An 18332-nucleotide genomic window follows, 5' to 3' on the forward strand; every position below is an offset into this window, starting at 1 on the left:
ATTCGTGGCAAAAAAAATAGAACATGAATATCGTTTTTTCATTAGATCAAATTCAGGAAGTAGCAGAAAAAATTATAGCATCCAATCCAAAAAAAATCATTCTTTTTAATGGAGAAATGGGTGTTGGAAAAACTACTTTAATCAAGCAATTATGCAAAAATTTAGGCGTTGAAGATGCGACAAGCAGTCCAACATTTTCTTTGGTTAATGAATATTATACCAATAAAAATGAAATCGTTTATCATTTTGATTTTTACCGCTTAAATAAAGAAACTGAAGCGCTTGACATGGGAGTTGATGATTATTTGTATTCCGGAAATTGGTGTTTTATTGAATGGTCTGAAAAAATCGAAAATCTGCTTCCTGAAGAAACTTCAAAAATCAATATTGAGTTACTGGCAGATGGGAAAAGAAAATTAGAACTAATTTAATTTCACAGAGAACCCTGGTGAAACTTCGTGAATCACTGTGAAACAATATACATTTACAATGAACCTTCAAAATACAGTAGAAATAATTCCATTTTCTCCAGATTTAAAAGAGCCAATCAAAACTTTAAACATAGAATGGCTTCAAAAGTATTTTAGAATTGAAGAAAAAGATGAATTAACGCTTTCAAATCCTCAGGAAGAAATTATTGATAAAGGCGGAATGATTTTTTACGCTAAATACAACGGAGAAATTATCGGAACGTTTTCTTTATTAAAATTTGATGATACAACTTTCGAATTGAGTAAAATGGCCGTTTCAGATAAAGCACAAGGTTTGGGAATTGGAAATAAATTACTGGTACATTGTTTTGCTGTAGCTAAAGAAAACAAGATAGAAAAACTGTTTTTATATTCGAACAGAAAATTACTTCCTGCTATTCATTTATATGAAAAATTTGGTTTTGTTGAAGTTCCATTAGAAGATGGAATTTACGAAAGGGCCGATATTAAAATGGAAAAAATAATGACTTGATTATTAAAATACTATTAGCAGAATTTTTGCACTAATTTTAAAACTTTTTACGTAATTTGTACCCTTAATTTTTCGCACAATCCATGTCAATAACCTTAACTCCATTTACGAAACAACAATTGTTGCCACAAGAAGAAAAACTTGAAGTTGGCCGATTCAAAAGAGAGCTTTTCATAGGAATTCCTAAAGAAACAAGTTATCAGGAACGTCGTATTTGCCTGACGCCTGACGCCGTAAATTCTTTGACTTACGAAGGACATCGCGTTATGATTGAATCGGGTGCCGGAGAAAGTTCAAGTTATTCTGATAAAGAATATAGTGACGCCGGAGCAGAAGTAACAAAAGATACTAAAAAGGTTTTTGGTTGCCCGATGCTTTTAAAGGTTGAGCCACCAACATTGGCTGAAATTGAAATGATTAATCCTGAAACTATAATCATTTCTGCCATTCAGTTAAAAACAAAAAAGAAAGCTTATTTTGAAGCTTTATCACAAAAAAAGATCACTGCACTCGCATTTGAATATATTAAAGATGAAGACGGATCTTATCCGGCGGTAAAATCACTTAGTGAAATTGCAGGAACTGCATCTATTCTTATTGCCTCAGAATTAATGATTACGGATGAATTTGGAAAAGGACTTTTATTTGGAAATATAACCGGAGTTCCTCCTACCGAAGTTGTTATTTTAGGTGCTGGAACTGTAGGCGAATTTGCAGCAAAAACCGCCATTGGTTTAGGCGCAAATGTAAAAGTTTTTGACAACTCGATTACCAAATTACGTCGTTTACAAAATAATTTAAACCAACGAATTTTTACTTCTACAGTACAGCAAAAAGCATTACTAAAAGCTCTGCGTCGTTGTGATGTTGCTATTGGAGCCATGCGCGGTAAAGAACGCTGCCCGATTATCGTGACAGAAACGATGGTGGAACACATGAAAAAAGGAGCTGTAATCGTAGATGTAAGCATTGATACCGGAGGTTGTTTTGAAACTTCAGAAGTTACAACGCACGAAAAACCAACTTTCATAAAAAGTAATGTTTTGCATTATTGTGTGCCAAATATTCCATCAAGATATTCTAAAACTGCCTCATTATCAATAAGTAACATACTAACTCCTTACCTGCTTCAAATTGCCGACGATGGTGGTTTAGAAAGTTCTATAAGATGCAACAAAGGACTTAAAAACGGAATTTATTTATACCACGGAATCCTAACAAATAAGGCAATTGGCGAATGGTTTGATTTGCCGGACAACGATATTAATTTACTTGTATTTTAAAGGAACTTTAATGTACCTTTGCAAAAAAATTACTTCATGAAGTTCGTACACCGTTTTGCTTATTATTTGATTGGTTTGATTATGGGATGCTTTTTTGTAGCCCTTGTTTTTAGTGGAAAAGATACCCGTTGCAACTATTTTCCTAATGCCCGAGTTTTAAATAATTTACGGACTAAACCTTTTCAATATTCTGATAAAGCAATTCAGACTTTAAACGAAAAATGGGTTGACACTTCTGACATTAGAAAAACATTGACTTACGGAGATGTAGATTTTGACCAAAGTAATGTTCCGTTCAAAAAAGGAAAATTATATATCATCGAAGGAAAAACTTCTAAAGATCAAGAAATTATATTAAAAGTAGTGAACTACGAAAACAAAGCTATTCTTGACGAGATTGTAAAAAAACCTGTCGAAAAATAGTCAAAGCATTTGTGTCATTTCGAGGAACCAGAAATCACATAAAGGATTCACGCTCGTTGCTCTCTGGATGTGATTTCTAGTTCCTCGAAATGACAAAATTAATCGCTACCATTCAATCTCTTTCATCCCTTTAGATTTTAGAAAAGCATTAGTCTGACTAAAATGTTTATTCCCAAACCAAAATCCTCTATTGGCGCTTAACGGAGAAGGATGACCAGATTTTAAAATATGATGTTTTGAAGCGTCAATTAATGCTGCTTTTTTTTGGGCAAAACCTCCCCAAAGTAAAAAGACAACATTTTCACTCTCAGCAGAAATTTTTTTAATTACAGCATCTGTAAATTTTTCCCAGCCTTTTCCCTGATGGCTTCCGGCTTCAGATTGTCGAACGGTTAAAGTTGCGTTTAAAAGAAAAACACCCTGATCTGCCCAACGTTCTAAATTTCCTGTTTTAGGCAACGGCTTGTTTAAATCAGTTTCGATTTCTTTGAAAATATTTTGAAGCGACGGAGGAAACGGAATTCCATCATTTACAGAAAAACACAAACCATTTGCCTGCTTTGGCCCGTGATATGGATCTTGTCCTATTATTACAACCTTTACCTGATCAAAATGGCAATGATCAAATGCTGAAAAAATTTGACTTCCTTTAGGATAACAGGTTTTAGTAGTATATTCAGATTTTACAAATTCGATTAATTCTTTGAAATAGGATTTCTCAAATTCATCATTCAAAACCGGTTTCCACGAAGAATGCATTTTTACGTCCATAATTTTTTTATGCGAATTTCAGGATTTTTTTATTGAAATCATATTTAGCAGCCAATAAAATTTAGCTTTAACTTTATGGAATTCAATGCTACTATTTTCGTACTTTTGCTTGTACTTTCTTAAAGAGATTAAATGATCAGTATTACCGAAAAAACATTACAAGATTTACAATTTCCAACAGTGCTCGAAACCATTTCAGCTGGCTGTAATACAGATATTGGAAAAGAAAAAGCTTTACAAATAACTCCATTTAGAGATAAAGAAACTTTGATGCAGGCTTTAATGCAGACATCAGAATATGTTTCATCTTTTGAAAATAATAACGCCATTCCCAATCACGGATTTGACGCGATAACGCACGAAATAAAGTTTCTGGCAATTGAAGACAGTTTCCTGGAAGTGGGGAGTTTTAGAAAAATTGCAACACTTTCATCAACAGCTAATTTCTTATTGAATTTCCTTAAAAAATTCGATGATTATTATCCAAATCTAAATGCAAGAGCTTCAAGGGTTGAATATACTAAAGATATTGTTACGCTAATTGACGCTATTGTAGACAAATACGGAGAAATAAAAGACAACGCCTCGCCTGCCCTTTTAAGTATTCGCCAGAACATGAATATTGTTCGAGGTAAAGTAAACCAAAGTTTTGGAGTTGCTCTTACTCACAATAATAGTCTGGGTTACTTAGATGATATTAAGGAAAGTTTTGTTCAAAATCGTCGTGTTTTAGCCGTTTTAGCTATGTATCGTCGTAAGGTAAAAGGCTCTATTTTAGGAAGTTCTAAAACAGGAAGCATCGCTTATATTGAACCAGAAGCAACGCTGCAATATTCTCGTGAACTAAGCAATTTAGAATACGAGGAAAAAGAAGAAATCACCAGAATTCTAAAGCAATTATCAAACGCAATTCGTCCGTTTTTGCCCATATTAATTGAATATCAGGAGTTTTTAAGTGATATTGATGTTGTTGCCGGAAAAGCAAAATACGCAAATAGAATCAACGGAATTTTACCAACGATTACAGATGAAAGAAGGTTGTTTTTTAGAGAAGCATATCATCCTATTTTGTATTTGAACAACAAACAAAAGAACGAGATTACGCATCCGCAAACTATTGAATTAAAACAAGATAATAGAATTATTGTAATTTCCGGACCAAATGCCGGTGGAAAAACAATTTCGCTTAAAACCGTTGGTTTATTACAATTGATGCTGCAATCTGGTATGTTGATTCCGGTTCACGAACGCAGTGAAACTTTCTTGTTTGATAGAATCCTAACCGATATTGGAGATAATCAATCTATTGAAAATCATTTAAGTACTTATAGTTACCGATTAAAAAACATGAATTATTTCCTGAAGAAATGCAACAAGAAAACCATGTTTTTAATTGACGAATTCGGAACTGGTTCTGATCCTGAATTGGGTGGTGCTTTGGCGGAAATTTTCCTGGAAGAATTTTACCATCGTGAAGCTTTCGGAATTATTACAACGCACTATTCAAATTTGAAAATTTTAGCGAACGAATTGCCTTTTGCTACAAATGCAAATATGATGTTTGATGAAAAATCATTAGAGCCTATGTATAAACTGGCTTTGGGTCAGGCCGGAAGTTCGTTTACTTTTGAAGTGGCGTTGAAAAATGGTATTCCGTTTGGATTGATAAATCGTGCTAAAAAGAAAATTGAAGTTGGTAAAGTTCGTTTTGATAAAACGATTGCAACGCTTCAAAAAGAACGTTCTAAGCTTGAAAAAACTTCTATCAATTTGAAAGAAGAAGAAACGAGAGCGCGTGAAGAAAGCAAAAAGATGGAAAACATCAATGTAAAAATCAAACAGAAACTGGAAAGCTATCAGGAATTATACGACAGCAACCAGAAAACGATTTACATTGGTCAGAAAATTGAAGATATTGCTGAAAAGTATTTCAACAACAAAAATAAAAAGGATCTTATTGGAGAGTTTTTGAAAATTATTGAAATTGAAAATTCAAAACGTAAAAAAGCGACTCCAAAGGAAGCAAAAGCGATAATCGAAAAGAAAAAAGAAGTTATTGCCGAAGTTTCTGTTCAGGTTGAAGAAATCCGACAAGAGAAAAAAGAGAAGAAACTTAAACCTGTTATAGAAAAACCAAAACCCGTTTTAAAAGTTGGCGACAGAGTTAGAATGCAAGACGGAAGATCTGTGGGAAGTATTGATTCTATAGAAAAAAACAAAGCAACTGTAAATTACGGAATTTTTACTTCGAAAGTAAGTTTAGATGAACTGGAGTTTGTTGAGGCTGGGAAGAAGTAGGATTATAGTTTTACTGAACCTTTTCACGTACGCAAAGTCATTGCGAGGAACGAAGCAACCACACTATCAAAAAGCACGTTTTCTAATTAAAAAATATGCAAAATGAGATTGCTTCGTTCCTCGCAAAGACAAAAAAATAAGAATTAAAAATGAAACCCGGATTTGTTTATATAATCACCAATAAATACCAAACGGTAGTTTACACTGGTGTAACTTCAAATCTTCGTCACAGAATTTTGGAGCATAAAGATAAGAAGTATCCAAAATCATTTTCCGCCAGATATAATGTAAACATTTTAGTCTATTATGAGCAATTTCAATGGATTGAAGATGCAATAACAAGAGAAAAGCAAATAAAGGCAGGATCAAGAGAGGCAAAAAATGATTTGATTCGTTCGATAAATCCAACCTGGAAAGATTTATTTGAAGAAATTGAAGATATAATGACAGTATAATTACAACGCAAATGGAAAAAAATAGTGAGATTGCTTCGTTCCTCGCAAGGACTGTTGAGAATAAAAAAATAATCCTCTTCGACGGTATTTGCAACCTTTGTAATGGCGCGGTTCAGTTTATCATTAAACATGATAAAAAAGACACATTCAGATTTGTCGCTTTACAATCGGAAATAGGAATTGAGATTTGCAATTATATTGGAGTTGATCAAACTAAAATTGACAGCATTATTTTATACAATCCTGGTGTTGCTTATTATTATAAATCTTCAGCAGTTATTGAAATTGCAGAAGAATTGGGTGGAATTTACAGTTTACTTTCTGTTTTTAAAATCCTTCCTGAAAAACTTCGAAATTATATTTACGATTATATTGCTAAAAACCGATACAAATGGTATGGCAAAAAAGAAAGCTGCATGATACCGACACCGGAATTAAAAGCTAAGTTTTTGTAAATCCTTTTAGCGTATAAAATGAGAACAATTCATAAAAAATTCCAAATTCCAATAAGTTTTGAAATTTGGAATTTTTTATTTGAAATTTGAACTTTATGATTTAATAGGTTCAGGTTTTAAATTCATTATTCTGTATTTATTAAAAACCATAAAAATAATAACGATAATAAAAATTAGGGAAATGTTTGCAAATCCTAATAATAACTGGCTTTTTACCGCGTATAAATTTACAAATCCGTAGCTAAAAATTGAACTTACCATATATGTTCCTCCGCCTGTAAGTCCGCTGGCTACTCCGGCATTTTTAGAAAAACGGCTTAAACAATATCCATAAATATTATTAAAAATAAATCCTCCACAAACATTGATTCCCATTGTGAAACCAACTAAAGTGTAAATATTACTTGTTATCGAAGCCGTAGAAATCATAATCAATACTAAAATAACCTGTACAGAAACTGCGATGGTTACTTTTTTAGCCAGAGGTTCATGAATAAGCGATTTGGCAATAATCCCACCCGCCATAACGGATAAACCAGATAATAAGGAACTGTAACCTGTTGTGATCGCTGAATATCCCAATACGCGTTCTACAATAAACGGACTTGATAAACTATAAACGACAACAAGACCGAAACAGATTCCCAAAATTAATACGCCTAGTGTAAAATCTCCTGATTTTAGCATTCCTGAATAGGTTTGTACAATGGTTTTTAATTTAAAAGGATGAAAATATTTTAAAGATTCACCACTGTATAAAAGTTCCAGAATGAGGAAAAGCAATGATAATCCGCCAAGGAAATAAAAGTTGGATCTCCAGCCAAAACTATGTTCTAAATAACCTCCTAAAAATGGCGCCATAATTGGTGCACAAGCCCAAATAATGGAAAATAAACTGATGTAACTTTTCAGTTTTTCACCGGAATATAAATCTACAAAATAGGCTCGCTTTGCAATTACAATAAAAGCAATGGCGATTCCCTGAATGATTCGCATAGCATATATAACGTAAATATCGGGAACTAAAGCAATAACAAAACTGGTAATTGAAAACACCGCAAGCGATGCAATGTTGATTTTAAAACGCCCGAAACTGTCTAATATACTTCCTATAAAAATCTGGCTCACGCCTAAACTAAACATAAAAAACACAAGCGAAAGCTGAATTGCTCCTGCCGAAACGTGGAGGTCTTTTGCCATTGCCGGAAGCGATGGCAAATAAATATCTGTTGCAAATCCGGACAACGGAATTAAGGACAACGCTAATAAAGTACTAAAGCCTTTATGATTTTCTTTTAAATTTCTCATTCTTTTAAATTAATATTAATAAATAATTAGACCGATCGGTCTTAAATTGTTCAAAAAAAATATGTTATACGACATATTTTTCAAATTCATTTTGGATGCTGTTTAGAATAATTTCCATTTGGTGATTACTTTCTAATACTTTTCTACATAAAATGGACCCTTCAATCATAGCAAAAACTTTTATACTAAAATCTTCCGGATTTATATCTGGCGATACTTCTTTATTTGTGATGCCAAACGCTATTATATTGAAGAATCTTTTTTGTGCTGACTGAATTGCGTTTTTTATAAGTTCTTTAATCGCGGGATTTGTATCGTCAGCCTCTGCTCCAAAATTCAAAATAGGACATCCATCTATCATATTTTTATCATTTCTGTAAATTTCTAATACGTTATATAACTTTTCTTTAGCCGTTTTACCTTGAGAAACTGCTGTTTCAAGTTTGTTTACTAATTGAGATCTCAGATAAGAAAATGATGCTATGCAAATTTCTTCTTTACTTTCAAAATTCCCGTAAATACCTCCTTTTGCCAACTTAGTAGCGTGCATTATATCTGTTAATGAAGTCCCGGCCATTCCCTTTCTGTTAATTATAGGAGCTGATGCTTCGATAATAAATTGTCTGGTTCTTTCTGCTTTATTCATGATTCCAAATTTTATGACGCAAATATAAGACCGATCGGTCTAATTATACAAGAATTTTAACTTTTATTTTAAAAACTAGCTGTAGCGTACATTCAAATGGGTTAAAGTCAATGGCTAAAGTTCAATTAAAGTTATTATGATTCTTAGGCAAATCTTTGTCAAAGTTTAAACCTTTGACAAAGATTTAGCAACCGATATACAAACAGATTTATTTTGGAAAATAATTTCCTTTTAGAATCAATTTTATAGAGCCAATTATAACGCTTAAAACCAAAAGATTGGTAAGACAAAATACAATCAAAGCAACTGTGGTAACGGCTGCATCTGATGTTTTTAACGCAAATATTGACAATCCTTGAGATAATGTTGCAATCCCGAAAGTATACGCCCAATATCCCGGAGCAAAAGCCTGTTCTTTTAGCCATTTTATCGCGAAGGTTATAGCAACGAAAATGAATAACGCATAACCCATTAAACCATAAGTAATTGGAATGTTTAAAGTATCTTCTGCCAAAACTTGATAGGCTACAAATAAAATTACCGGCGGCGCCATATAAATTCCCATAAAGTTTCTGGTTTTAGCGCCCAGTCCGCCAACGGTTAATTGTTGTGTAATGACAGAATCCATTATTAACCAGGAAATAGTTCCAATTCCGAGCAATAAAAATCCGTAATGATTATAAGTCAATATCCCGGCAACCAGCGCATTCACTAAAATACTTGCAGTAAAGGTTAAAAATAAAGATGGCGTTGTTTGATCTGCCGAACGTTCTTTTGTCCACAATGTTGAAAGTCGGTACGCGCCATATATAAGATTTAAAATGGAACCAATCCAAAACAAAGAAATCGCAATTGATTCGCTGTAAATATGCAACGCCAAAGCCATCAAAATTATAGATTCAGGAATTAAAGCTAGAAAGGAAGATTGCACCGGGTCATTGAATTCATTTACGGCCAATTTTCTGTGCTGAATCCATTTGTTGATGTAAAGTGTAATCCACCAAACAAATGAAAGTACGGCTAAAGCCTCTAAAATTTCACCAATATACCAAGGCATACTCCATAAAGTAGTTGCATTTCTCCAGGCGTTTCCTGTTTCTGCCAATCCCAAAGTCATTGCAAAAAAAGATGCCGGTGCAATTGGCAACGTAATCTTTTGTATTTGAGATTCTTGTTGTGCTGTTTTGTTTACAATTTTGTCCATAATTAAAATATTTGATTTAACTTTGAGCAAAATTATACTGATTAAGTTGTTTTTAAATTGTAAAATTATTCGTTAATTTAGTAATATTCTGTTATGGCTAAGAATAATCTATATCTTCCTTATGAAATTATTTTTAAGGAAGTCGAAGAATCACTTCACACTGAAGTGGGAAATAATTTCTTTGAATTGATTTATATTGTTTCCGGAACCGGCGTACAAACGATCAATGATAATCGATTGGTTTATAAGCCCGGAGATCTTTTTTTAGTAACACCTCACGATTCTCATTCGTTACAAATAAAAACGCCTACGACTATTTTTCTGTTGCGTTTTACGGATATTTATATTAAAAATGGTCCTTTCACTTCTAATAGTCTTTACAAATTAGAATATATCTTACAGCACGCGCATCATCAGCCGGGTTGTATCTTAAAAAGAGTAACAGATAAAAATCTGGTTCATCCTGTTATTGAAGCGATTCGACATGAATATCAAAATCCTACGCTTTACAATACAGAATTAATTCAATTATTAATTAATACTTTGATTGTTATTATTGCCAGAAATATTTCTGAATATCTTCCTGAAAACATCAACAAACAATCTGACGGTAAGGCTCATACGATTCTTGAATATATTCAAACAAATATTTATGAACCAGAAAAATTGAGCGTTTCAATAATGAGCGAAAAATTTGGAATTTCTGAAACATATCTTGGTCGCTATTTTAAAAAACAGGCTAATGAAACTTTACAGGATTATATTTCGAAATACCGAATAAAATTGGTCGAAAATAGACTGTTATACAGTGATTTGCGTGTTGGAGAAATCGCAAATGAATTGGGTTTTAATGATGAAAGCCATCTCAATAAGATATTTAAAAAACATCATGGCACTACTCCATCTGCTTTTAGAAAATCGACAAGTATAAATTAGGTTATTCTTAAAATTTAATACCAATCTGATTTTATTTCAAAAACGATATACGTTTTTGTAAGAATCTGAGAGTTAACCACTATTACGCAAACAAATAGGATTTTTTTTACACCATTAAAATAAGCAAAAAAAAATCTATTTATAACGGTTTAGTAATGTAAATCACAATATATTTTGATTAGTTTTACGACCGAATTACCCCGATAAATACCAAAATAGAATGGCTTACAATACAAATAATTTGGTTCGCTTTTTAGACGCCCAAAATAAATTATACTTAGTTGCTCTTTCTGAAATTAAAAAAGGAAAAAAAGAATCGCCTTGGATGTGGTTCATATTTCCACAAATAAAAGGATTGGGTTCAAGCGATACTTCTAAATTTTATGAAATTCAAAATGCTGACGAGGCCATAGCTTATTTAGAACATCCAATTCTGGGAAAACATCTTATTGAAATTACAAGGGAACTCTATAATACCAATGAAAGAAGTGCTCTGGAAATTCTCGGATTAAGTGATGCCGAAAAATTAAAATCAAGCATGACGTTGTTCGCAAGTATTCAAAATACAGAACCTGTTTTTCAGGAAATAATCAATAAATATTTTGATGGAGGTTTAGATTTTCATACCATACAATTGCTATACGGCAATTTATAAATCTATCAATCAACACATTAAAGTAATATCTAGCTTAAAAAGCAAAAAATAATCATAACTGGTATTTATTATTTGGAAATATTCTAAATAAGCAATAACTTTCCGCTTCGAAATTCCGTAGCGGAAATTTTCGTTAAATCTATATCCATTCGTTAAATCGAAACTATGAAAAAAATACTTTTTACAGCATTACTTTTGGCATCAGTGTTTGTTAACGCTCAACAAAACAAGCTTTTAGATGCAAACTTCTGGAAAACATCTCCAGATTTAACGACGGTAAAATCTGAAATTGCTAAAGGAAATAATCCTGCAGAGTCAAACGCATTTGCGTTCGATCCAACAGTTTTAGCGATCAATAATGGCGCTTCAAACGAAGTTGTGAAGTATTTAGCTGATCTTCCAGGCAACGGCGTTAAAAAACCAACACATGACGGCCGCATTTATTTGCATTGGGCAGCTTATAAAGGAAATACTGAACTAGTTGATTTTTTTATTGCTAAAGGTTCTGATATTAATTTAGAAGACAGTCACGGAACAACTCCAATTGCATTTGCTGCCGGCTCAGGAGTAGCTAATCCTGCAACATTTGACGCTCTTTTTAAAGCGGGAGTCGATCCTAAAAAAAAGTATGCCGACGGAGCAAACCTGCTTTTACTTTCAATACCTAATGATAAAGACCTGACTATTACCAATTATCTTGTGTCAAAAGGTTTATCGCTAAAAGACGTTGATAACAATGGAAATACGGCTTTTAACTATGCAGCCAGATCAGGAAATATTGATTTACTGAAATCACTTGCAGCAAAAGGAGTAAAATATACGGACAATGCTATTTTAATAGCTGCGCAGGGAATGCGCCGCAGCTCTGCCCCAATCGAAGTTTATAAATATTTGATTGAGGATTTGAAACTAAAACCTACGGTAACTTCTCCAAACGGACAAACGGTACTTCATGTTTTGGCACGCAAGGAAAAACAGACTGAAATTGTAAAATATTTTATCGATAAAGGTGTAGACGTAAATAAGGCTGATAAAGAAGGAAATACAGCTTTCATTTTAGCATCAGAAGGAAAAGACATTGAATTATTACAAACCTTATTGCCAAAAGTTAAGAACATAAATGCTGTAAATACTAAAGGAGAATCTGCATTAACGCAAGCTGTAAAAGGCGGTTCTGCGGAAGTTGTATCCTTACTTTTAACTAAAGGAGCTGATATAAATAGTAAAGATAATAACGGAAATAATCTGGCTTTTTATCTTGTAGATTCTTTTAGAGCGAGAGAAACATCGCAAAAAGATGATTTTACAGATAAATTGACAGTTTTAAAAAGCAAAGGAATTGATTTTGCAGCTCCTCAAAAAGATGGAAATACCGTTTTGCATACTGCTGTAATTAAGAACAATATCAATCTGCTTAAAAAACTGGAAGGGCTTAATGTTGATGTTAATGCTAAAAATAAAGAAGGATTAACAGCCTTGCATAAAGCTGCAATGGTAGCCAAAGATGATGCTATTTTAAAATATTTAATAGCATTGGGCGCTAAAAAAGACATCAAAACAGAATTTGATGAAACCGCTTATGATCTTGCAAAAGAAAATGAAGTTTTGAAAAAGAATAATACATCGGTTGAGTTTTTAAAATAAATAATTATACATGAAATCATTATCTAAAATCTGCTTAATGGCAGCATTTGCATGTCTGTTCTCGTTTCAGGCATCAGCACAAACTGACAAATACAAATGCCTTTTGCAAATGTCTAATTACGTGGGAGAAGGTGCTTATATAGTAGTTTCGCTTATTGATGCTAAGGGAGAATATGTAGAAACATTGTCTGTTATGGGCGATGATAAAAAATGGTACAAAAGCATTAAAGAATGGTATAAATTTTATTCTAAAAAACCGGATATCAGCGCTAAAACAGGCGCTTCTGTAACCGGAGGCGATCGCAGTGTAACAACATTTGAAATTGCATCTTCTAAAATTAACAAAGGTTACAAACTGCGTTTTGAAACTGCTGTGGAAGACCAGAAATACCATGTAACTGATGCCGAAATACTCTTGACTACAGAAGGAATGGCAGAAAAAGCAGAAGGAAAAGGTTACATCAGATATGTAAAAATCAACAAGATATAAGGCGCATGACATTATCCGTCTGGAGATACGCGCATTTAACTTTGGCTGTATTTTCTTCTCTGTTTCTTATCATGGCATCCGTAACAGGAATTGTACTTGCCATCGATGCTGCACAGGAGAAAATACAGCCTTACAGCGTTGCTAATTTTAATGATTTAACGGTTGCACAAGTAATTCCCGCATTGCAAAAGAACTACTTAGAAATCAGTGAAATCAACATCAACCACAATAAATTTACAACTCTTAAAGGCCTTGATGAAGATGGCAACGATATTGATGCGTATGTAAATCCTGAAACAGGAAAAGTCTTGGGCAAACCCGAAAAGAAAAGCGAGTTTATACAATGGGTTACTTCGCTTCACCGTTCGCTATTTTTGCATGAAACGGGGCGTTTTATTATTGGAGTCAACTCTTTTTTACTTTTTTTAATAGCAATTTCCGGCATTGCATTGGTGTTACAAAGACAAAAAGGCTTTCGCCGATTCTTCTCTAAAATCGTTAAAGAAAATTTTACACAATATTACCATGTTGTTTTAGGAAGGCTTATGTTTATTCCTATTTTCATAATTGCGCTTTCAGGAACGTATCTTTCGCTTTTAAGATTTAAGGTTTTCACCGAAGATAAAATCCATTCAAAGGAAATTAAATTTGATGCAAAAGCGAAAAAACAAGATATTGTCAATTTTGAAATTTTCAAAAAAACCAAACTTGCTGACGTACAAAAAATAGAATTTCCCTTTGATACTGAAGATCCGAAAGAGGTTTTTATACTAAAACTTACAGATCGTGAATTGCAGGTAAATCAGTTTACAGGACAAATTTTACGCGATATGCCCTACCCTTCAACGGTAATTTTCGAAAACTTAAGTCTCGATCTTCATACCGGGCGTGCGAATATGTTTTGGGCGATATTTTTAGCAATTGCATCTGCCAATATTCTGTTCTTTATTTATTCGGGATTTACGATGACATTAAAACGTAAAGAAACCCGAATCAAAAACAAATACAAAGCAAAGGAAAGCCGTTTCATTTTATTGGCCGGATCAGAAAACGGCAGTACATTTCGTTTTGCTAATGCCATTCATACACAATTGCTTAAAAATGGATTTTCTTCTTATTTGGGAGGATTAAATCATTACAAACAATTTCCGGAAGCAGAACATATTATCATTTTTTCTTCGACACACGGTTTGGGCGATGCACCTTCAAACGGAGGGAAATTTTTATCACTTCTCAATCAATTTCAACAAGATAAAAAGATCAATGTATCTGTAGTTGGTTTTGGTTCGAAATCATATCCTGATTTTTGTGGATTTGCAAAAGAAGTTAATGCTGTTTTAGCAAGTCAAACCTGGAGTAATATGCTTTTAGATTTGCATACTATCGATGATAAATCGCCTGTACAATTTACAGATTGGGTAAAAGACTGGAGTACAAAAACAGGAATTCACCTGAATGTTACACCCGCTTATTATGCGCAAAAACCAACAGGTTTGCAAAAAATGAAGGTTTTAGAAAAAACAAAATTATCTGAAACAGATCATACTTTTATGCTGACTTTACGCCCGCGAATGCGAACTAAATTCACTTCTGGCGATTTGTTGGCCATTTATCCCGCAGGCGACGGAAGAGATCGTTTTTATTCAATAAGCAAAAGCAACGGAAACATACAATTGGTGGTGAAATTTCACGAAAACGGTTTGGGTTCAGGTTATTTAAATCGACTTGAAACCGGAGCTGTTATCAAAGCAAGAACTATTGAGAATACCGGATTTCATTTTCCTAAAAAAGCGCCTTTAGTGGCGATGATTGCTAACGGCACGGGAATTGCTCCATTTTTAGGAATGATTGAAGCTAACAAAAACAGAACTGAATGTCATTTATATTGCGGTTTCAGAAATGAAACGGAGACGATTATTAAATACAAACAATTTGCAACAGAACAAATCAATAAAAAAAACCTAAACAGTTTTCATATTGCTTTTTCGAGAGAACAAAATGAATGTTATGTGATGGATTTGATTCTAAAAGATGCTGATTTCTTTGCTAATTTGCTGCAACAAGGTGGAAAAATCATGATTTGTGGTTCGCTAGCGATGCAACAAGATGTAGAAAAAGTTTTGGAAATGATTTGTTTAGAAAATAATACTACACTTTCTCATTATAAGAAAAACAAACAATTGCTTACAGATTGTTATTAATAGATCCTATTTTTTTCATATAGTTGTATTAACATAGTTTAAAATGAACGCGGATGACACGGATTTACTTCGTAAAAACACGGATTAAAACGGATTTTTTAGTTTTTTTATTCATATTAAAATAAGAAAACCCGCTTTAATCCGCGTCTTCGCTTTAGCGAATCTGCATCATCCGCGTTCTATATATGTGTCGTGAAAAACAAATAATTATGAAAAGTAAATGCACTACATATTTAAAATCATTCACAACCCTTTTTTTATTGGGATGTTGCTTTATGTCGAATGCACAAGTTTTACATAAAAGAACGACAATGCTGATGGGTGGCCGTTTTGATATTTCTATTGTAGCAAATGATTCTTTAAAGGCAGAAAATTCTATTGATGAAGTTATTGCCGAAATTACACGAATTGAAAACCTGATATCAGACTGGAAACCAAGTTCTCAGGTTTCAGAAGTAAATCGAAACGCTGGAATTAGTCCTGTAAAAGTAGATCGTGAGGTTTTTGAATTAACGCAAAGAGCACTTCAGTTTTCGAAAATTACCAACGGCGGTTTTGATGTAAGCTTTGCCGCGATGGATAGAATCTGGAAATTTGATGGTTCAATGACAACCATGCCAACTCCTGAAGCTATCAAAGCATCGGTTGCAAAAGTGGGTTATCAAAATATCATTCTTGATAGCGTTCAATCTACAATCTTTTTAAAATTAAAAGGAATGAAAATTGGTTTTGGGGCTTTGGGCGAAGGTTATGCCACCAATAAATGCAAAGATTTAATGCTGTCTAAAGGAATAAAAGCCGGAATTGTAAATGCTTCGGGAGACCTAACGGCCTGGGGAACGCAACCTAATGGCAAAGACTGGAATATAGGAATGACAAATCCTTTTGATACGAATAAACTTTTTGCGATAGTACCGATAAAAAACGGCGCTGTAACAACATCAGGAAGTTATGAAAAATTTGTTGTTTTAAACGGTAAACGCTATTCTCACATTATAAATCCTGCAACAGGATATCCTTCAACGGGACTTTGCAGTGTTAGTATTTTTGGTCCGAATGCTGAAATGGCAAACGGATTTAGTACTTCTATAATGGTTTTAGGAAAAAAAGCCGGACTGGAATTAATTAACAAATATCCTGAATACAGCTGCGTTATGATTAAGGATAACGGAAAAATTATTAAATCGAAAAACTTTAATATCGCTAAATTTCATCCTAAAATTTAATACTTAAGTAAGTCGAAAGTTTAAAAGTCATAAAGTCAAAAGGTCTTACATCAATTAAAACCTTTATTAATCAAACACTAATCATTGTATCTGATTTTAAAATACAACTATATCGTAATTATTACTTATGCGGCAGTATGTGGAATGTAAATATTGAATTTTGCTCCATTATTAGGTTCGCCGGTTGCTGAGATGTAGCCGTTATGGTTTTCTACAATTTTCTTTACAATGGCAAGTCCAATTCCGGTTCCTTCATAAACATCTTTGCTGTGCAGCTTTTGGAAAACACCAAAGATTTTTTCACTGTGCTGTGCATCAAATCCTATTCCGTTATCGCCAAAACAGATGTGGCAATAATTGTTGTTTGGTAACAATTTATCATTTCCTAATTCTGATCCCAAAGCTATGCGGCTTGTGATTTCGATTTGTAACGGAACATCTTCTCTCGCAAATTTAATCGCATTATGAATCAAATTTTCCATCAATTGTATAAACTGAAAAGGAATAATATTGGCTACACCGTGCAAATTCGTAATAATTACAGCATTTTTTTCTGCTATATTTTCATGCAATGCTTCCTGAACATTTGCGATAATAGTATTTAAGTCGACATTTTCGAAACTGCGATCGACAATGGTGGTGCGCGAAAAAGAAAGTAAACTATTAATAAGTTCCCTCATTCTGTTGGTCGCATAAAGAATTCTGGTAAACTTTACTTTTCCATCTTCAGACAAATTCCCAGATTCGTTCGAAAGTATAAGATTGGTAAACGTCTGTATTTTTCGTAAAGGTTCCTGAAGATCATGACTTGAAATGTAGGTAAACGCATCAAGTTCCATGTTTTTCTTTTTCAGTTCTTCGGCATGTTTTTCTATAGCGGCATATTGTGCTTCGAGCTTGGCGTTAGCCTTTAAAATCATTTCATTTAATCTGGTAGCTTCTTCTTCCCTTATTCTTAATTCCTGGTTTTTCTTAAATAATTCGGTAAATACCATCACTTTGGCCTGCAATATTTCAGGAGACAAAGGTTTAATCATATAATCTACGGCTCCGGACTGATATCCTTTAAAAATATATTCGGTGGTATTCATATTGGCAGTCAGAAAGATGATCGGAACATGTTTGAGTTTCTCGCTCTGACGAATTAACTCAGCCGTTTCAAAACCATCCATCAATGGCATTTGTACATCCATCAATATTATTGCAAAGTCCTGATTCTTCAAGAGAATTCGCAAGGCATCTTTTCCGGAAGATGCCTCGACAAATTTATATCCTCTGTCGGCCAGAATAACCTGTAATGAAAGCAGATTTTCTTTCTTGTCATCCACAATCAAAATTTTGATTGGATCTGCAATTATACTATTCATTGAGTAT

18 protein-coding genes are annotated in these 18332 nt (G+C 33.4%); 13 read left to right on the forward strand and 5 right to left on the reverse strand.

The annotated features are described in order from the left end of the window. Window positions 1–23: 23 nt before the first annotated feature. The 4 genes from tsaE (at window position 24) to EV143_RS04785 (ending at window position 2669) form a co-directional block, all read left to right on the forward strand. On the forward strand, window positions 24–431 hold the full coding sequence (gene tsaE / locus EV143_RS04770; protein ID WP_133506830.1) for a tRNA (adenosine(37)-N6)-threonylcarbamoyltransferase complex ATPase subunit type 1 TsaE: 408 nt from the start codon (window positions 24–26) through the stop codon (window positions 429–431). 58 nt (window positions 432–489) lie between these two features. After that, complete coding sequence (locus EV143_RS04775; RefSeq protein ID WP_133506831.1) at window positions 490–963, forward strand: GNAT family N-acetyltransferase; 474 nt, start codon at window positions 490–492, stop codon at window positions 961–963. Window positions 964–1046: 83 nt separating this feature from the next. Continuing rightward, on the forward strand, window positions 1047–2246 hold the full coding sequence (locus tag EV143_RS04780) for an alanine dehydrogenase (RefSeq protein WP_133506832.1): 1200 nt from the start codon (window positions 1047–1049) through the stop codon (window positions 2244–2246). 36 nt (window positions 2247–2282) lie between these two features. Continuing rightward, a complete protein-coding gene (locus tag EV143_RS04785; protein WP_133506833.1) occupies window positions 2283–2669 on the forward strand; it encodes a DUF4258 domain-containing protein in 387 nt (128 codons plus the stop codon). Between the two features lie 105 nt (window positions 2670–2774). On the opposite strand, the gene EV143_RS04790 is transcribed toward EV143_RS04785, so the two are convergent. Further along, window positions 2775–3440 (reverse strand): uracil-DNA glycosylase, encoded by a 666-nt coding sequence (locus EV143_RS04790; protein WP_133506834.1) that lies wholly within the window; start codon window positions 3438–3440, stop codon window positions 2775–2777. 132 nt (window positions 3441–3572) lie between these two features. On the opposite strand from EV143_RS04790, the gene EV143_RS04795 reads away from it, so the two are divergent. The 3 genes from EV143_RS04795 to EV143_RS04805 all read left to right on the forward strand — a co-directional run bounded on the left by EV143_RS04795 (window position 3573) and on the right by EV143_RS04805 (window position 6648). After that, window positions 3573–5738 carry an endonuclease MutS2 gene (locus tag EV143_RS04795; protein WP_133506835.1) on the forward strand — a complete coding sequence of 722 codons (2166 nt, stop codon included), beginning with the start codon at window positions 3573–3575 and terminating at the stop codon, window positions 5736–5738. A 149-nt stretch (window positions 5739–5887) separates the two neighbouring features. Then, complete coding sequence (locus tag EV143_RS04800) at window positions 5888–6193, forward strand: GIY-YIG nuclease family protein (protein WP_133506836.1); 306 nt, start codon at window positions 5888–5890, stop codon at window positions 6191–6193. Between the two features lie 11 nt (window positions 6194–6204). Next, a complete protein-coding gene (locus EV143_RS04805) occupies window positions 6205–6648 on the forward strand; it encodes a thiol-disulfide oxidoreductase DCC family protein (protein ID WP_133506837.1) in 444 nt (147 codons plus the stop codon). Window positions 6649–6741: 93 nt separating this feature from the next. Here the strand turns inward: EV143_RS04805 and EV143_RS04810 are convergent, their stop codons facing one another. The 3 genes from EV143_RS04810 to EV143_RS04820 all read right to left on the reverse strand — a co-directional run bounded on the left by EV143_RS04810 (window position 6742) and on the right by EV143_RS04820 (window position 9806). Continuing rightward, the gene (locus EV143_RS04810) at window positions 6742–7956 is read right to left on the reverse strand and encodes an MFS transporter (protein WP_133506838.1); all 1215 of its coding nucleotides are present in this window, start codon (window positions 7954–7956) and stop codon (window positions 6742–6744) included. A gap of 64 nt (window positions 7957–8020) precedes the next feature. Beyond that, window positions 8021–8602: a TetR/AcrR family transcriptional regulator gene (locus EV143_RS04815; RefSeq protein WP_133506839.1), complete on the reverse strand. Its 582-nt coding sequence runs from the start codon at window positions 8600–8602 to the stop codon at window positions 8021–8023. Between the two features lie 208 nt (window positions 8603–8810). Then, window positions 8811–9806 carry an SLAC1 family transporter gene (locus EV143_RS04820; protein WP_133506840.1) on the reverse strand — a complete coding sequence of 332 codons (996 nt, stop codon included), beginning with the start codon at window positions 9804–9806 and terminating at the stop codon, window positions 8811–8813. 93 nt (window positions 9807–9899) lie between these two features. Between EV143_RS04820 and EV143_RS04825 the strand changes: the two genes are divergently transcribed. From EV143_RS04825 to EV143_RS04850, 6 genes are all read left to right on the forward strand, one after another. Then, entirely contained in the window at window positions 9900–10742 is an 843-nt protein-coding gene (locus EV143_RS04825) for an AraC family transcriptional regulator (RefSeq protein ID WP_133506841.1), read from the forward strand. 220 nt (window positions 10743–10962) lie between these two features. After that, window positions 10963–11397 carry a DUF1810 domain-containing protein gene (locus tag EV143_RS04830; RefSeq protein WP_133506842.1) on the forward strand — a complete coding sequence of 145 codons (435 nt, stop codon included), beginning with the start codon at window positions 10963–10965 and terminating at the stop codon, window positions 11395–11397. Window positions 11398–11562: 165 nt separating this feature from the next. After that, window positions 11563–13041, forward strand: a complete 1479-nt coding sequence (locus tag EV143_RS04835; protein WP_133506843.1) for an ankyrin repeat domain-containing protein — start codon at window positions 11563–11565, stop codon at window positions 13039–13041. A gap of 10 nt (window positions 13042–13051) precedes the next feature. Continuing rightward, the gene (locus tag EV143_RS04840; RefSeq protein WP_133506844.1) at window positions 13052–13531 is read left to right on the forward strand and encodes a DUF2271 domain-containing protein; all 480 of its coding nucleotides are present in this window, start codon (window positions 13052–13054) and stop codon (window positions 13529–13531) included. Window positions 13532–13536: 5 nt separating this feature from the next. Beyond that, window positions 13537–15732 (forward strand): PepSY domain-containing protein, encoded by a 2196-nt coding sequence (locus EV143_RS04845; RefSeq protein WP_133506845.1) that lies wholly within the window; start codon window positions 13537–13539, stop codon window positions 15730–15732. A gap of 209 nt (window positions 15733–15941) precedes the next feature. After that, entirely contained in the window at window positions 15942–16958 is a 1017-nt protein-coding gene (locus tag EV143_RS04850; protein WP_133506846.1) for an FAD:protein FMN transferase, read from the forward strand. Window positions 16959–17083: 125 nt separating this feature from the next. On the opposite strand, the gene EV143_RS04855 is transcribed toward EV143_RS04850, so the two are convergent. Next, window positions 17084–18325, reverse strand: coding sequence for a sensor histidine kinase (locus EV143_RS04855; RefSeq protein WP_133506847.1), 1242 nt, complete (start codon window positions 18323–18325; stop codon window positions 17084–17086). Window positions 18326–18332 lie beyond the last annotated feature (7 nt).

Source organism: Flavobacterium chryseum (assembly GCF_004362015.1).
GTDB lineage: Bacteria > Bacteroidota > Bacteroidia > Flavobacteriales > Flavobacteriaceae > Flavobacterium.

Excerpts from the sequence above, each read along its gene's own strand:
- tsaE (WP_133506830.1), top strand. The coding sequence starts at position 24 with ATGAATATCGTTTTTTCATTAGATCAAATTCAGGAAGTAGCAGAAAAA.
- EV143_RS04775 (WP_133506831.1), top strand. The coding sequence starts at position 490 with ATGAACCTTCAAAATACAGTAGAAATAATTCCATTTTCTCCAGATTTA.
- EV143_RS04780 (WP_133506832.1), top strand. The coding sequence starts at position 1,047 with ATGTCAATAACCTTAACTCCATTTACGAAACAACAATTGTTGCCACAA.
- EV143_RS04785 (WP_133506833.1), top strand. The coding sequence starts at position 2,283 with ATGAAGTTCGTACACCGTTTTGCTTATTATTTGATTGGTTTGATTATG.
- EV143_RS04790 (WP_133506834.1), bottom strand. The coding sequence starts at position 3,440 with ATGGACGTAAAAATGCATTCTTCGTGGAAACCGGTTTTGAATGATGAA.
- EV143_RS04795 (WP_133506835.1), top strand. The coding sequence starts at position 3,573 with ATGATCAGTATTACCGAAAAAACATTACAAGATTTACAATTTCCAACA.
- EV143_RS04800 (WP_133506836.1), top strand. The coding sequence starts at position 5,888 with ATGAAACCCGGATTTGTTTATATAATCACCAATAAATACCAAACGGTA.
- EV143_RS04805 (WP_133506837.1), top strand. The coding sequence starts at position 6,205 with ATGGAAAAAAATAGTGAGATTGCTTCGTTCCTCGCAAGGACTGTTGAG.
- EV143_RS04810 (WP_133506838.1), bottom strand. The coding sequence starts at position 7,956 with ATGAGAAATTTAAAAGAAAATCATAAAGGCTTTAGTACTTTATTAGCG.
- EV143_RS04815 (WP_133506839.1), bottom strand. The coding sequence starts at position 8,602 with ATGAATAAAGCAGAAAGAACCAGACAATTTATTATCGAAGCATCAGCT.
- EV143_RS04820 (WP_133506840.1), bottom strand. The coding sequence starts at position 9,806 with ATGGACAAAATTGTAAACAAAACAGCACAACAAGAATCTCAAATACAA.
- EV143_RS04825 (WP_133506841.1), top strand. The coding sequence starts at position 9,900 with ATGGCTAAGAATAATCTATATCTTCCTTATGAAATTATTTTTAAGGAA.
- EV143_RS04830 (WP_133506842.1), top strand. The coding sequence starts at position 10,963 with ATGGCTTACAATACAAATAATTTGGTTCGCTTTTTAGACGCCCAAAAT.
- EV143_RS04835 (WP_133506843.1), top strand. The coding sequence starts at position 11,563 with ATGAAAAAAATACTTTTTACAGCATTACTTTTGGCATCAGTGTTTGTT.
- EV143_RS04840 (WP_133506844.1), top strand. The coding sequence starts at position 13,052 with ATGAAATCATTATCTAAAATCTGCTTAATGGCAGCATTTGCATGTCTG.
- EV143_RS04845 (WP_133506845.1), top strand. The coding sequence starts at position 13,537 with ATGACATTATCCGTCTGGAGATACGCGCATTTAACTTTGGCTGTATTT.
- EV143_RS04850 (WP_133506846.1), top strand. The coding sequence starts at position 15,942 with ATGAAAAGTAAATGCACTACATATTTAAAATCATTCACAACCCTTTTT.
- EV143_RS04855 (WP_133506847.1), bottom strand. The coding sequence starts at position 18,325 with ATGAATAGTATAATTGCAGATCCAATCAAAATTTTGATTGTGGATGAC.